The organism is Pseudomonas sp. 2725 (assembly GCF_050434585.1).
GTDB lineage: Bacteria > Pseudomonadota > Gammaproteobacteria > Pseudomonadales > Pseudomonadaceae > Aquipseudomonas > Aquipseudomonas jessenii.
In genome coordinates this window covers 328,685-343,505 of sequence record NZ_JBNDIV010000002.1, presented here as the reverse complement: position 1 = coordinate 343,505, position 14,821 = coordinate 328,685, and the positions used below count along the sequence as shown (strand labels likewise).

The window sequence follows — 14,821 nt, the reverse complement described above, 5'->3', positions numbered from 1 at the left end:
GTGGGAGCGAGCTTGCTCGCGATAGCGGTGTGTCAGGCAACATCAATGTTGAATGTCAGTCAGCCATCGCGAGCAAGCTCGCTCCCACAGGTTCCGGTTTCCACATTGGGAATTGAGTTGTCAGTTACTTACCACCGCTGCCAGCCACGCTTTCGCCACCACGGGTCAGGTAATAAGCGCCGAGGATCGGCAGCATGGTCACCAGCATCACCAGCATCGCCACGACGTTGGTCACCGGCACGTCCCGTGGGCGGCTGAGCTGGTTGAGCAGCCACAGTGGCAGGGTGCGTTCATGGCCGGCGGTGAAGGTGGTGACGATGATTTCGTCAAACGACAGGGCGAACGCCAGCATGCCGCCGGCCAGCAATGCCGAGCCGAGGTTCGGCAGGATGATGTAGCGGAAGGTCTGCCAGCCGTCGGCGCCGAGGTCCATCGAGGCCTCGATCAAACTGTGTGAGGTGCGGCGCAAACGGGCGATGACGTTGTTGTAGACGATCACCACACAGAAGGTCGCGTGGCCGACGATGATGGTGAACATCCCCGGCTCGATTCCCAGGGTCTTGAAGGTCGCCAGCAATGCGATCCCGGTGATGATCCCCGGCAGGGCAATCGGCAGGATCAGCATCAGCGAGATGCCTTGTTTGCCGAAGAAGTCCCGGCGGTACAACGCGGCCGAAGCCAATGTGCCAAGGACCATGGCGATCAGGGTGGCAATCGAGGCGATCTGCAACGACAGCTTGATGGCCTCGAGCACGTCCGGCCGCGAGAACGCCACGCCGATCCACTTCCAGGTGAAACCCTTGGGTGGAAAGCTGAACGCCGCGTCTTCGGTATTGAAGGCGTACAGGAAGATGATCAGGATCGGGAAGTGCAGGAACACCAACCCGCCCCAGGCGGCGAGGCGCAGGCCCAGGGAAGCTTTGTCAGAGTGCATCGAAGGCCCCCAGTCGTTTGACGATGGACAGGTAAATGGCGATCAGCACGATAGGCACCAGGGTGAAAGCAGCGGCCATCGGCATGTTGCCGATCGCGCCTTGCTGGGCATACACCATGCTGCCGACGAAGTAGCCGGGCGGGCCGACCAGTTGCGGCACGATGAAGTCGCCCAGGGTCAGCGAGAAGGTGAAGATGGAACCGGCGGCAATGCCCGGGATCGACAGCGGCAGAATCACTTGCATGAAGGTCTGGCGCGGCTTGGCGCCGAGGTCGGCGGAGGCTTGCAGCAGCGAAGGCGGCAGGCGTTCCAGCGAGGCCTGGATCGGCAGGATCATGAACGGCAGCCAGATGTAGACGAACACCATGAAACGCCCCAGGTGCGAGGTCGACAAGGTGCTGCCGCCAACTCCCGGAATGCCCAGTACGAACTGCAGGACCGGCTCCAGCCCCAGGTGCTGCACGAACCACTGCGCCACGCCGCCCTTGGCCAGCAGCAGTGTCCAGGCGTAGGCCTTGACGATGTAACTGGCCCACATCGGCATCATCACCGCGATGTAGAAAAACGCCTTGGTCTTGCCGGTGGTGTAGCGCGCCATGTAGTAGGCAATCGGGAACGCGACGATGGCGCTGGCAATCGATACGGCAATCGCCATGCCCAGGGTGCGCAGGATGATGTCGAAGTTCGACGGCTGGAACAGCGCGGTAAAGTTCGCCAGGGTCAGGTCGGGAGTGACCGCCATGGTGAAGTCATCGAAGGTGTAGAAACCTTGCCACAGCAGGACCAGCAATGAACCCAGGTAGATCGCGCCGAACCACAGCAGCGGCGGCACCAGCAGCATCGACAGGTACAGGTTCGGCCGGCGATACAGCAGGTTGGAAAACCTGCGCAACGGCGAGCCGCCTGACGAGGTTTGAGAAATAGCCAAGGTGCTCATCTCACACCCCGCCTGCAACGGTGTCGTGCAACGGAATCATTGCCTCGCGCGCCCAGCGTGCGCTGATGCGTTGCCCGGTCTGGTGCTGTGCACTGGTGTCCAGCCACTGGTTGTTGGCCTTGCTGATGTTCAGGGTCTGGCCGTTTTCCAGTTTCAGCTCATAGCGAGTCGCACTGCCCTGGTACTGGATGTCATGTAGCAAACCGCTGACTTCAATCTCGTGGCTGGCCAGCGGACCTTCGGCGAATCGCACGTGTTCCGGGCGAATCGAAAACGGCTGTGGATTGCCACTGAGTTGCTTGGCCAGATCGCCGCGAATCACGTTGGAGGTGCCAACGAATTCCGCCACGAAGGTGGTGGCCGGTTTCATGTACAGGTTGCGCGGGCTATCGACTTGTTCGATGCGCCCCTTGTTGAACACCGCCACGCGGTCGGACATCGACAAGGCTTCGGTCTGGTCGTGGGTGACGAAAATGAAGGTGATGCCGAGCTGGCGTTGCAGCTTTTTCAGCTCGCCCTGCATTTGTTCGCGCAACTTAAGGTCGAGGGCGCCGAGGGGTTCGTCGAGCAGCAGCACCCGTGGACGGTTGACCAGGGCGCGGGCCAGGGCCACACGCTGGCGCTGACCGCCGGAGAGTTGCACCGGCTTGCGCTCGCCGTAGCCACCGAGGGCGACCATGTCGAGGGCTTCTTCGGCGCGCTTGAGGCGTTCGGCCTTGCCGACGCCTTTGACTTTCAAGCCGTAGGCGACGTTGTCGCGAACGTTCATGTGCGGGAACAACGCGTAATCCTGGAACACGGTGTTCACGTCGCGCTGGTACGGCGGCAGGCCGGCGGCCTCCTCACCATGAATACGGATGGAGCCCGCGCTCGGTTGTTCAAAACCGGCAATCAGGCGCAAACAGGTGGTCTTGCCCGAGCCGGACGGCCCCAGCATGGAGAAAAACTCGCCGTCCTGGATGTCGATGGAAACCCGGTCTACGGCTTTCACTTCGCCGAATTGACGGGAAACGTTGGTGAACTGGACTGCAAGCGTCATGGTGCGATGCTCCAAAAAGGCGAAGGCCGTCGCAGCGGCCCTGCCTGGACTTCTGAAAAAACTGAATCGTGTTCGCGCATGTGTGGCTGGAATACTGACTGTGGCGAGGGGGCTTGCCCCCGTTGGGCTGCGCAGCAGCCCTGAAAACGGTGGACGCGGTCTGCCAGACCGCAGTGACGGACTAGGGGAGGGCTTCGCCCTCCAACGGGGGCAAGCCCCCTCGCCACAAAAGCGTTTTTGCCACAGAAACGGTGTGTTACCTGCCGCCCATGATCGCGATGTAGTCCTGGGTCCAGCGGCTGTACGGCACGAACTTGCCGCCTTCAGCCTGCGGGGTTTTCCAGAAGGCGATCTTGTCGAAATTGTCGAAACCGTTGGTCTTGCAGCCTTCGGCGCCGAGCAATTCACTGCCCTTGCACGCTGCCGGCACCGCTGGCAACGAGCCGAACCAGGCCGCTACGTCACCCTGGACTTTCGGTTGCAGCGACCAGTCCATCCACTTGTAGGCGCAATTGGGGTGCTTGGCTTCGGCATGCAGCATGGTGGTGTCGGCCCACCCGGTGGCGCCTTCTTTCGGGATGGTCGAGGCAATTGGCTGCTTCTCGTTCATCAGGCCGTTGACCTGATACGGCCAGGCACCGGAGGCGACCACGCCTTCGTTCTTGAAGTCGCTCATTTGCACAGTGGTGTCGTGCCAGTAGCGGTGGATCAACGGCTGCTGGGCGCGCAGCAGATCGAGCACGGCCTTGTACTGGGCTTCGGTCAGTTCGTACGGGCTCTGGATACCCAGTTCCGGCTTGGCGGACTTCAGGTACAGCGCCGCGTCGGCGATGTAGATCGGGCCGTCATAGGCCTGCACGCGACCCTTGTTCGGCTTGCCGTCCGGCAGGTTTTCCGCGTTGAACAACACGCCCCAGCTGGTGGGCGCAGTCTTGAACACGTTGGTGTTGTACATCAGCACGTTCGGGCCCCATTGGTACGGGGTGCCGTAGGTCTGCTTGTTGACCACGTACCAGGGTGCATCCTTGAGGCGCGGGTCGAGGTTCTTCCAGTTCGGGATCAACGCGGTGTTGATCGGTTGCACACGCTTGCCAACGATCAGGCGCAGGGAGGCGTCGCCGGACGCCGTGACCAGGTCGTAACCGCCCTTGGCCATCAGGCTGACCATTTCATCGGAGGTGGCGGCGGTCTTGACGTTGACCTTGCAGCCGGTTTCCTTCTCGAAACCGGTCACCCAGTCGTAGGCCTTGTCGCTCTCGCCACGTTCGATGTAGCCGGGCCAGGCCACAATATCCAGTTGGCCTTCGCCCGCCCCGACAGCTTTGAGCGGCTCGGCGGCCTGGACACTGGCGCTGGCCAGCAGCGCGGTGGTGATTGCACTGAGCAGTGCGGTCTTGTGCACGAACATGGGAATTCCCTCTTCTTTAAATTATGGTCGGGGCAGTTGTGAACGTGGTGAAGCATGCCGTTGGCGGCTTGTTATTAGCTTAGTCAGAGATGCTCGCCATGGCGGGCCATGATGTGCCGCACCACGCTGTAGTCCTGAAGCGAATCGCTGGACAGGTCCTTGCCGTAGCCCGAACGTTTCAGGCCACCATGGGGCATTTCGCTGACCAGCATGAAGTGGCTGTTGATCCAGGTGCAGCCGTACTGCAAGCGCGCCGCGACCTGCATGGCCTTGTCGAGGTTCTGGGTCCAGACCGACGAGGCCAGGCCGTATTCCGAATCGTTGGCCCAGTCCACCGCTTGTCCCAGCTCATCGAAGCGGGTCACGGTAACCACCGGCCCGAACACTTCGCGCTGGACGATCTCGTCACTTTGCTTGCAACCGGCGAGCAGGGTCGGCTGGTAATAGAAGCCGGCGCCGGAGTGCACCGCTGCGCCGGTCACCCGCTCGATGTGCGGCTGGCCCAAGGCACGTTCGACGAAACTGGCTACGCGGTCGCGTTGGCGGGTACTGATCAGCGGGCCGATTTCGTTGTCGGCATCGCGCTTGCCGGCGAAACGCAGGCTGCTGACGGCCGCACCGAGCTCGGCCACCAGGCGGTCATGAATCCCGGCCTGGGCGTAAATGCGGCAAGCGGCGGTGCAATCCTGGCCGGCGTTGTAGTAGCCGTAGGTGCGTACGCCTTCGACCACGGCCTGAATGTCGGCATCGTTGCAGACGATCACCGGGGCCTTGCCACCGAGTTCGAGGTGGGTGCGTTTGAGTGTCTTCGACGCGGCCTGGAGAATCTTTTGGCCGGTGACGATATCGCCGGTCAGCGACACCATGCGCACTTTAGGGTGGCTCACCAGGTGGCTGCCGACGCCTTCGCCGCCACCGCAAATAATGTTGATTACACCGCGCGGCAGGATCTCGGCCAGCGCTGGCGCCAGGGCCAGGATCGACAGCGGCGTGTGTTCCGACGGCTTGAACACCAGGGTGTTGCCGGCGGCGAGGGCCGGGGCGATTTTCCACGCGGCCATCATGATCGGGTAGTTCCACGGCGCAATCGACGCCACGACCCCGATAGGATCGCGCCGGACCATGCTGGTGTAACCCGGCAGGTATTCGCCGCTGAGCTGGCCGGTCTGGCAACGCACGGCACCGGCGAAGAAGCGGAACACGTCGACCGTGGCATTGAGGTCATCCTGACGGGCCAGGTGCAACGGCTTGCCGCAATTCAGGGCTTCGAGACGGGCGAGATGGTCGGCGTTTTTTTCGATGGCGTTGGCGATGTCCAACAGCAGGTTTGAGCGCTGTTGTGGCGTGGTCCGCGACCAACCGGCAAAGGCGCGGTGGGCGGCGAGGATGGCTGCTTCGACTTGTTCGGTGCTGGCTTCGGCGATTTGCGTCAGGATTTCGCCGGTGGCCGGATTGATGATGGGTTCGGCAAAGCCTTGCCCTGCGACTATTTCACCATCGATCAACAAGGCGGTGAACAACGGGGTCTGCGCACCAGCCATTTTTCGGGTTCTCGTTTTTTGTGTGGCTTGTTGTGTAGACATGGCAGCGCTCCCTGTGACTGGGGCCCGGCCGTCTTTATTGGATGCAACAAGACTAGTTCGCGGACCCGAGGACAACAAATACTAAATACTGAAGGTAGCGTTCGATTAAATAGATGGCTTGCGCCCGCCGTGGGGTTGTTCACGCGCAACCGTGAGGAACGGGTCCACCAGCGCCGGCCGTGCGGTGCCGCGACGCCAGGCCAGGCCGACATCCAGGGTCTGGCTGAGGTCGGCGATCGGCCGCGCTTCGATGATGTCGCCCTCCAGTGACCACGGGCGATAGGTCATGTCGGGCTGGATAGATACGCCCAGGCCAGCGGCCACAAGGCTTCGCACCGCTTCGGTCGAGGCCGTGCGCAGGGTGATGCGCGGTTGCAGGGAGGCGGCGGACCACATACGTTGGGCATTGCGGTCCATTTCATCGACGTTCAGTTGAATCAATGGCTCGCGGGCCACGTCGGCGAGGTTGATGCTGTCGTGTTCCAGCAGCGGGTGCTGGGCCGGCAGCCATAGCCGGTGCGGCGAGCGGGTCAACACTTCGGTCTGCAATGCGTGGCGGTCTTCGAGGTTGGACAGGATCAACACGCCGACATCGATCTCGCCGCTGACCAGCAAATGCTCGATGTACGGGCGCTCATCCTCCATCACGCGGATTTCCACGTTGGGGTAGGCGCGCTGGAAACGGGTGAGCAAATCCGCCAGGTAATAACCGGCCACCAGACTGGTCACGCCGACGATCAGTTGCCCGGCGACCTGGTCGGTGCTCTGTTGCAGGCTGCGCTTGGCGTTATCCACCGTGGCCAGGATCAAGTGCGCCTGACGCAGGAATTGATGCCCCTGGTGGGTCAGGGTCATGCCCTTGGCATGGCGGCTGAACAGGCTGACGCCGATTTCCTCCTCCAGTTGCTGGATCGCCAGGGTCAGGGTCGACTGGGAAATGAACGCAGTTTGCGCGGCGGCCGAGATCGAACCGGTCTCGGCCACGGCGATGAAGTGACGGATCTGACGCAAGGTCATCATGGGGAAGCACCCGGTGGGCTGTTTTTATCGATTGGCGAGAGTGTATATCGTTTTTTCTGACGGGTCGGCGTAAGCGGCAATGGGCGCATTGAGGGGAGTTGTACGTTTTTAATAAAGTATGTACATTCATAATAAAGTGTGTACATTAATAATAAAGTATGTACTTAAAGGCGTGGCTGAGACCTGGAACGCCCCCGGTAAGCAGCCCACGCCGTGGTTTGAGGTTGAGTGATGGCGCGCCGCAGGTACGAGATTGATGAAGCAAAAATTCAAAAATTCCTTAAGGAGGGGAGGGGGCGTGGCGAGGGCGCTCACTATCTTCCATGGCTGACCATCCAAGACGTTCCTAGCTCAGGTCGATCAACACGAGCCCTTGGTAGTACCACTGGACGAACCCACCATCTCCTTTCCGACCTCGAAACTGGGCTTTTCCTGATCCTGGATCGCTCGTCACTAGTGATCGACATACGAGAACAGTTCCCCCTACCTCGTGAGGAGACGCAGCGAATTGCTGCCAGCATGGGTGTTAAGCATCCTCGTGAGCCCAAGGCAGGCAACGAAATTGTAATTACTACCGATTTTCTCATCACGATGCGGCAGGGATCCGAAACATGGTTTGTCGCGAGATCCGTGAAGCCTGCGGGAGAGCTTGAAAAGAAACGGGTACTTGAAAAGCAAGAAATCGAGCGACGTTACTGGAGTTCTCAGTCCGTGAGCTTTGGTATCGTGACTGAAAACGAAATACCAAAAGAACTTATCAAAAATTTGAGATTTCTCAGTGAGATGCGGTCGCTAGATGGGCTGATTGTTCCCTATGAAGGATATTGGGCGGACCGTGAATCTGTATTTGTAAGCCGATTTCAGCATACATCTAGCTGTACTTTGAAAGAGTTTTTTAATTATCTGGAAGCTTCGCAAGGTTTTCAAGTTGGAGAGGCATTAACAGTTTTCCGTCACTTAGCTGCAAATAAAGTTATCTCGTTTGATCTAAATAAAGAATGGCATGTGCATCTGCCAATTGAGCATTTTATTATTGAAAAATATGAATGTGCTGCCGGAGCGATAGCAAATGTTATTGGTCAATGAGGTATTAGAATACGTATGTTTTGATTTACGTCAGATTCGAGTTCTGTGGATCTCAAGCAAAGGTGATAATGTTGTAACTTTTGAAATTTCTAACCCTAAAGCGTTTCCCGTTCTGGTCAAGCTGGAAGTGCTCTTGGAAGAGATAAATGAAGGTAAGCTTAAAATTATTCCTGATCCGCTCTTGAATATCGCCAATCCTACGGGTGTTAGTGATAAGTCCAAGTCCAAGCGTGACCGCAATTGGATGCTCATTAGAGACATTGTTAACGATGTTCCTGCAGTGTTTCTCAAAACGAAGCGTCATAAACTGGTGAGCGAGGCGGCTAAGAAAAACTCGATGTCACACGTCGGATTTTACCGGTTGATGAGAAGGTATTGGGCAAGAGGCCAGACAATAAACGCCCTCTTGCCTGATTATAAAAATTCGGGTGGCAAAGGCAAACACCGTATAGCTACTAGCTCATCAGCGAAACGTGGGCGTCCAGTACAGTTTGGTTCTCTTCCCGGCATGAATACGGATGAAAGCCTGAAGAAATTGTTTAGGATAGCTATCCAGAGAAGAATTGCCCAGCTAGGCGGAAGGTTTAGTCTTGCCGCAGCCTATGAAGACATGGTCAAGGATTTTTTCTCTGATGTCGTTATAGATGAGAATGATGAAGAGATTGTATTGCTTCAAAAGCAGTACCGAGAAAGTGGGCCACCTACTTATACTCAGTTCTATTACTGGATGAGCCGAGAAGCTGACCTCCTAGATATTCGGAGAAAACGGCTTGGTGATAATGCCTACAATAAGGATATGCGTGGGTTACCCGGTACATCTGCCGCGGAGGTGTGGGGGCCAGGGGCGCGCTATCAAATCGATGCGACATTGGCGGATGTTTACATAGTATCAAAGCTTAATCGCAGGAAAGTAATTGGTCGCCCTGTGATATACGTTGTGGTAGATGTTTTCAGCCGTATGGTTGTAGGGCTCTACGTTGGTATTGAAGGTCCGTCATGGGTCACAGCTATGATGGCGTTAGCCAATGCTGCATCGGACAAAGTGGAGTATTGCGCGAAATATGGCATCGAGATCGAAGACGCTGATTGGCCATGTAAGGCTCTGCCTGCGGTCTTGCTGGGTGACAGGGGAGAGATCGCAAGTCATAACATCGAGACGCTTGAAAAGAGTTTCAATGTCTTTATTGAGAATGCCGCCCCGTATCGCGCCGATTGGAAAGGCATTGTCGAGAAAAAATTTAACACCATTCCTCTAAGTTTCAAGCCTTATGCGCCAGGCTATGTGCGGCCGCAGCCTAGGCAGCGAGGCGAAAGGGATCACCGTTTAGATGCAAAGCTAAACTTGGACGAGTTCACTCAGATCGTTATTACTTCGGTGCTGGCGTATAATAACAACCATGAGGTCAAGGGATACGATCGCTCTGTCGGTTTGGTTCGGGATGATGTTCCTGCCATCCCTATTGATCTGTGGGAGTGGGGATGTCATAACGCAAGCGGGGTGATGAGATCCTATCCGTCGGAAGCCGTTAAATTTGCGCTGATGCCTACAGCTCAAGCGACGGTGACGGTGCACGGTATCAAAATTTTTGACCTGTATTATGCGTGCCGGGAAGTTTTAGCAGATAAGTGGTTAGACCGTGCCCGTCAAGAAGGTCAGTGGAAGGTTACCATTTCGTACGATCCTAGGTCTGCTGATACCATTTATCTTCATTATCCAAAAGCAGCGAGTGGGTTTGTTGTGTGCTCGCTCAGTGAGCGTAGCCGTGCTTATAGGGCCGGTTCATTCTGGGACTCTGGGCAATCGTTCGAAGATTTGAAAATAGCGTCAGCAAACAATCGAGTGAATCGCGCAGATGCAAACTCTACGCGAAACAAGCGAATTCAAGATGTTATTAAGAAAGCGACGGAACAAACGGAGGCAGCAGTCGCCTCCGCAGGAGATGTAAGTGACAGAGAGGTTGTAAAATCCATCCGGAAAAATCGGGCCGAGGAGAGGCAGCATAATCGGCTGTCAGAAGCATTTAAGTTAGGTGGTAAAACTGGGTTGAGCTCAGGAAAGGTCCTGGGTTTTTCCCAACCTAATAAGCCGGATTATTCCACACCTAACATTGCTGAATTGCTCTCAGGGTTTGAGGAGGACGGCGATGAGTGATGAACGTTATTATGCGGTCCCAGAATATGATGGTAATCCATTCATAGCTAAGTTACCTCGGTTAAAAGATCGGAAGGCGGTATTTGGTGCTCTACAGTTTAAGCCAGAGTATTCTGAGGACGAGTGCGGTTATCCTCCTCACTATCGAAAGCATTTCGTTTTGCGGTTGACCCGATTTTTCGAGCCTGTAAGTCGTCATGTTGAGTTAGCCGAACGATTGGATTTTATTTTGCGTCAGGGGTATATAGGTCGCAATCCGTTGACTCATGATTATGTGAGGCATCTCCAGAATGATTTTAAGCGAACAGTTCAGAAAAATGTTTATGCGGAAAATCTTTTGGTGGTTGAGAATACAGCTACAAGTTTTTCAGTTGTCGGGTGTTCTGGAGTTGGTAAGTCGAGAGCAATTGAAAAAATTCTCCATCAATATCCTCAAACAATTACTCATTCGGAACCATTCCGCCTCATACAGGTGCCGTGGCTGAAGTTAGACTGCCCACATCAGGGGTCGCCTAGGCAACTCTGTAAAAATTTCTTCGTTTCTATTGATAAGATACTTGGTACTGAGTATGACAGGCTGTATGGGAATACGAGGGCGAGTCTGGATGAAATGCTGGTTCACATGGCCCAAGTAGCAAATCTGCACGCGCTCGGTCTGCTAGTAATAGACGAAATACAACATCTTCGTAAATCCAAAAAATCTGTTAATGCTTCAGGCTCTGATCAACTGCTGAATTTTCTGGTAACGCTTGTGAATACAATTGGCGTGCCGGTGGTTTTAATTGGCACACTCAGTGCCAAAGCGATACTTCAAAAAGATTTTCGTCAAGCCAGACGTGGGGCTGGCTTTGGTTCTGCACAGTGGGATCGTTACGCCTACGATGTCGAATGGAAACATATAGTTCAGCGTCTGTGGAAGTACCAGTGGACTAAAACTTACACACCCCTAACACCCGAGATTGAGGCAGCACTGTATGACGAATCGCAGGGGATATTAGATGTCTTGGTAAAGCTTGTGATTTTATCTCAGCTTAAAGTCATAAGCATTAATGAGGCGCGAGCACAAGGCGAAGAGATAACTCCTGAACTTATCAGAAGGGTTGCGTCCGAGGAGTTTAAGCTGATTCAACCCATGATTGAAGCCCTAAGGCGTAATGATTATGAGGCCATTTTCCAATATGATGACCTTTTTGATTTTGACGAGCATATATCAACCCGATACTCTCAGGTTGCTGCCACTTCGAGGGCGAATGAGTATGCTGATGCGCCCACGCCAGAGCTCGACAAACTTGCAGTGTTGATGAGGGTGGGCGTCTCAGAGGAAGAGGCAAGGGGCATATTGAGTAATTTAGCGAGTTCTACGACGCCTAATACAGCTATGCGCATGATTGTTGAGAACCCTGGTCAGGATGAGCCGAAGGCGCAACAGGAGGAAACTAAGGTTGCGGGTGATTTGCGTAACGCTTTTGGGGCACGGCCTTCGGTATATCATGTTCTCAAAGAACAGGGCGTAATTTCCTGCCCGTTGATAGATTTTAAGGTCGGTGAATAATGCATCGGAGGTGGGAAGGCTTATTGGTATCTGGTTACAGCTACGAGATATATTGGTTGATTGGTGTTATCAGAGATCCAACTGGCTGGATGATAAAATTTCTTGTCAGAAAGGCGAAAACTCAAATTTATGAGGAGGTCATTGCTCCACTCAATGAGTATTCTGGAATTATAATAGGAACGCTGCACAAGGACGGCCAGCGTTTGGGAGTAAGTCGTGGAGGGCTGAGTACTGTTGAGATATCTAATGCATCAGATTTTTCCCGTGTCCCAGTTAGTGGGGTGCCAACTGAATTGTACCCCATGCCGGCTCAGTATTCACAGGATCTCTTCGCGTACTCCATAGGTAACCACTTATATCTGATTCCAGAGTCCGAGTTAATTCGCGGGCTCTTTGCGCTCGATGCCTATCTTTCTGATGTTGTTATATCTCCCGCTGGGCTTTGCTTGCTTGTGTCTCCACAGTTAGAGGTTCAAGGGGGGCGATACTATGCGGAATTTTCTAATTTGATTTCCAAATATCATCAGACCGTCACGAGACTTGAGCACTATATTTGGTTGGCATTTGATGATGACGTTCGCAGAGCTTGGGATAGTATTGGAGAATTGTCTTCGTGCGAAAAAATATCTTTCAATCCGCCGCCAATAAAGTTGTCGCTGATCATTTCATCCATACAGCGTGGTGACGTCCATTTTGTTACTGAAATCGTGCATTCCAGTTCTGTTAATGCTTATGCTGGGTTGGTCTCTCAAGCTTGAGACTCTAGCATGAAACTATCGTTGATGATTCTTAAAGATATTTGATCGCTGTTTTGAGAGTAATCATAACTCCATGCTTCAATTATTTGGTGTTCATACAGTTGTGTAAGTGCATCTTTAATGGCTCTTGTGTTGTCTGGGTTTCTCTCTGAAAGCTTGATTGGACTCGAGTTGATTAAATTGGTAGTAGACAATACTAGTTTTTGGTTTGTAATTTCTTTGTGGAATCTGACTAGAAATTTATAAATGTGTTTTGCAAGGGCGCCCATTCTTGTGGCTTTGTGATAGTTTAGGCGCTCTGTCTCTCCTGATAGGATGCGTGCAGAGGTAAACTTACTAAACTTTACGCTGGACTTGATGTCTCGCGATTCGCTTGTCGAGTCTCTAATCGATAGATGGGCGAAAGCTTTGTAAGAAATATTCTCGTATTGCTGACCTTGAAAGGTTCCGCGAAATCGCACGCTTGTTTCGAATAATACATTCAGGGCAAGGCGTATCTCTCGAATTGAGTAAGTTTTCTTGGTTGAGCTAAGTTCGTTTTTTAGTTCGTAGAGGCTGAAGTAAACTGAAATGAATCCGTTGTCATTGTAGCAGCGTTTGGAAGCTAGTTGTATTAGAGCATCTTCCACATTTTCTTCCATAATTCCCGGGTAGCGAAAAATTGTCTTGGAATCTTTCTGCGTCGCATACCCGTGGTAAGTGATCTCACCGGTCAATTCAGAGTCGCTAGACTTAATGCTAAAATCAGGGGTATTTTCAAGCTTGCCTTTCGAAGCAAAAAAGCGTGGGGCTTTAAATAGGCAGTTGCTCCAAAGTTCATCGTGCGTCTCATGTTCCTTCATGGAAAACAGCTCAAATATACTATGTTTATGCATGCGTTCGCTCCTGAAATGGTCGACTATAATTGTACGGTTGTAGAGAGGGCTCTAGAATGTATGCATATTTTCCTGAGATGTATCCGGATGAATCATTGTACAGCGTTCTTGCACGTTTGCGGACGCATTTAGGTGGTTTATCGTCCGTGCAGTTTCAACGGTGGTTATATGCCGGGCTACTCCATCCTGCCGATTTTGAACTGGTCGGTGGTATAAACGTCATAGCTTATAATGCCTACGGAACATCACAGCGCGATCTTGATGCGCTCATTGATGATCATACGGGGCTGAATTATTATCTGAGGTATCAAGAGGCTTCGCTGGCAAAATCCTGTCGGAGTATGTATGCCAGTGGCGAAGAGAGAGGTTTATTAATATGGACAGGTTCTGCTACTTCTAATATAGGTAGAGTAAAAGCACTCCGTTATTGCTCGAAATGCCTTGAGATTATGCATGCCTCTTATGGGGAGTTTTACTGGCGACGTGCACATAATTTGCCTGGAAGTTTAGTTTGCCCTGATCATGGGTGTCCACTCTGCCTAAGCTCAGTTAATTTATATAGGCTCGGACGGTTTGATTTTATCTCAGCAGACATGGCGATATGTCGAGCACGTGATCACTTAGTGTGCGACATGCCGCCGGAAGTGATTCCGTTAGCACAGCAATTGGCTAAGATTTCCGCCGGCTTTTTGAAGGCCTCTGACTGTCATCAAAGTCGTGTCGATTGGGCTGCGGATTACATGGCCAAAATTCGAACCTTGGGATTTATGAGAGGTACTACCATGGTCGACGATAAGAAGCTCGCCATTATGGTGAGTGACGTATATAGCGGAATATATCCCTACCTGAAGGACTGCTTTTGCGAGCGCAGAGATGGGTTTTTCCCTATTCTCTCTATGCTCCGACATCCTAAGTCAGGCTTCCACCCACTTGATCACGCCTTGATGGAAGTCTTCCTATCTCGTGCTGGAAGCACTCGCACACTACCAACATCGCGAATCATAAACCTTTATGAAGCTGAACATCACGCTATAGACGCCGGTTACCGTCGTCCCTGCTTTGGAGACGTTGAGGATTGGGACGCGATTGATCGGGTGTTGCGTGATGTTGTGCTCCTGATCGCAGATTGCATCAGGTCAGAGCAGCCACCCGTTAGGATTTCTCGCGTCGAGGTCGAGCGTCGGTTGCCGGTTGGAGGCCGGATAGGAAAACGCTTGCAGCATTTGCCCAAAACAGCTGAAGTGCTTAGTCGCTATGTGGAAACGGCCCAAGATTTCCAATCCCGTAGGGTTCGTTGGCACATTAGCCAGTTCGTTCGCCTCGGAAAGCCCATCACTGCCGCCGCGATCATGAAGGTCTCAGGTATACGTTTTACCCAACGCTCGCGGATAGAGCAGTTGATTGTGGAATTTAAGGATGCCGGTGCTTCTGAAGCGGGCGCTGACTGAAGATTCTCGCTCGCGCTGCTCAGTCAATG

General features: G+C 53.5%; 12 protein-coding genes. 5 read left to right on the top strand and 7 right to left on the bottom strand.

Annotation, left to right across the window (positions count from 1 at the left end):
- Positions 1-124: 124 nt before the first annotated feature.
- The 6 genes from ABIE16_RS05880 to ABIE16_RS05855 all read right to left on the bottom strand — a co-directional run bounded on the left by ABIE16_RS05880 (position 125) and on the right by ABIE16_RS05855 (position 6,921).
- The gene (locus ABIE16_RS05880; protein ID WP_057716221.1) at positions 125-934 is read right to left on the bottom strand and encodes an ABC transporter permease; all 810 of its coding nucleotides are present in this window, start codon (positions 932-934) and stop codon (positions 125-127) included.
- Positions 924-1,871 (bottom strand): ABC transporter permease, encoded by a 948-nt coding sequence (locus tag ABIE16_RS05875; RefSeq protein WP_154909578.1) that lies wholly within the window; start codon positions 1,869-1,871, stop codon positions 924-926. Before ABIE16_RS05875 ends, ABIE16_RS05880 begins: the two co-directional genes overlap by 11 nt.
- 1 nt (position 1,872) lies before the next feature.
- Positions 1,873-2,910, bottom strand: coding sequence for an ABC transporter ATP-binding protein (locus tag ABIE16_RS05870; protein ID WP_102670121.1), 1,038 nt, complete (start codon positions 2,908-2,910; stop codon positions 1,873-1,875).
- Between the two features lie 256 nt (positions 2,911-3,166).
- On the bottom strand, positions 3,167-4,318 hold the full coding sequence (gene ydcS, locus ABIE16_RS05865) for a putative ABC transporter substrate-binding protein YdcS (protein WP_057716218.1): 1,152 nt from the start codon (positions 4,316-4,318) through the stop codon (positions 3,167-3,169).
- Between the two features lie 83 nt (positions 4,319-4,401).
- Positions 4,402-5,859, bottom strand: a complete 1,458-nt coding sequence (locus ABIE16_RS05860) for a gamma-aminobutyraldehyde dehydrogenase (protein WP_429520711.1) — start codon at positions 5,857-5,859, stop codon at positions 4,402-4,404.
- Positions 5,860-6,006: 147 nt separating this feature from the next.
- Positions 6,007-6,921 (bottom strand): LysR family transcriptional regulator, encoded by a 915-nt coding sequence (locus tag ABIE16_RS05855; RefSeq protein WP_057716216.1) that lies wholly within the window; start codon positions 6,919-6,921, stop codon positions 6,007-6,009.
- A 231-nt stretch (positions 6,922-7,152) separates the two neighbouring features.
- Between ABIE16_RS05855 and ABIE16_RS05850 the strand changes: the two genes are divergently transcribed.
- The 4 genes from ABIE16_RS05850 to ABIE16_RS05835 are packed head-to-tail and all read left to right on the top strand — an operon-like array spanning position 7,153 to position 12,469.
- Positions 7,153-8,007, top strand: a complete 855-nt coding sequence (locus tag ABIE16_RS05850; protein WP_429520710.1) for a TnsA endonuclease N-terminal domain-containing protein — start codon at positions 7,153-7,155, stop codon at positions 8,005-8,007.
- Positions 7,991-10,159 carry a Mu transposase C-terminal domain-containing protein gene (locus ABIE16_RS05845; protein WP_429520709.1) on the top strand — a complete coding sequence of 723 codons (2,169 nt, stop codon included), beginning with the start codon at positions 7,991-7,993 and terminating at the stop codon, positions 10,157-10,159. The genes ABIE16_RS05850 and ABIE16_RS05845 overlap by 17 nt, the downstream gene beginning before the upstream one ends.
- Positions 10,152-11,711: an ATP-binding protein gene (locus tag ABIE16_RS05840; RefSeq protein ID WP_429520708.1), complete on the top strand. Its 1,560-nt coding sequence runs from the start codon at positions 10,152-10,154 to the stop codon at positions 11,709-11,711. The genes ABIE16_RS05845 and ABIE16_RS05840 overlap by 8 nt, the downstream gene beginning before the upstream one ends.
- Before the next feature lie 56 nt (positions 11,712-11,767).
- Complete coding sequence (locus ABIE16_RS05835; protein ID WP_429520707.1) at positions 11,768-12,469, top strand: hypothetical protein; 702 nt, start codon at positions 11,768-11,770, stop codon at positions 12,467-12,469.
- On the opposite strand, the gene ABIE16_RS05830 is transcribed toward ABIE16_RS05835, so the two are convergent.
- A complete protein-coding gene (locus ABIE16_RS05830; protein WP_429520706.1) occupies positions 12,460-13,344 on the bottom strand; it encodes a hypothetical protein in 885 nt (294 codons plus the stop codon). The two genes, ABIE16_RS05835 and ABIE16_RS05830, sit on opposite strands and share 10 nt — an antisense overlap.
- 56 nt (positions 13,345-13,400) lie before the next feature.
- Here ABIE16_RS05830 and ABIE16_RS05825 point away from each other — a divergent pair, with 56 nt between their 5' ends.
- Positions 13,401-14,792 carry a TniQ family protein gene (locus ABIE16_RS05825; protein ID WP_429520705.1) on the top strand — a complete coding sequence of 464 codons (1,392 nt, stop codon included), beginning with the start codon at positions 13,401-13,403 and terminating at the stop codon, positions 14,790-14,792.
- Positions 14,793-14,821: the final 29 nt, after the last annotated feature.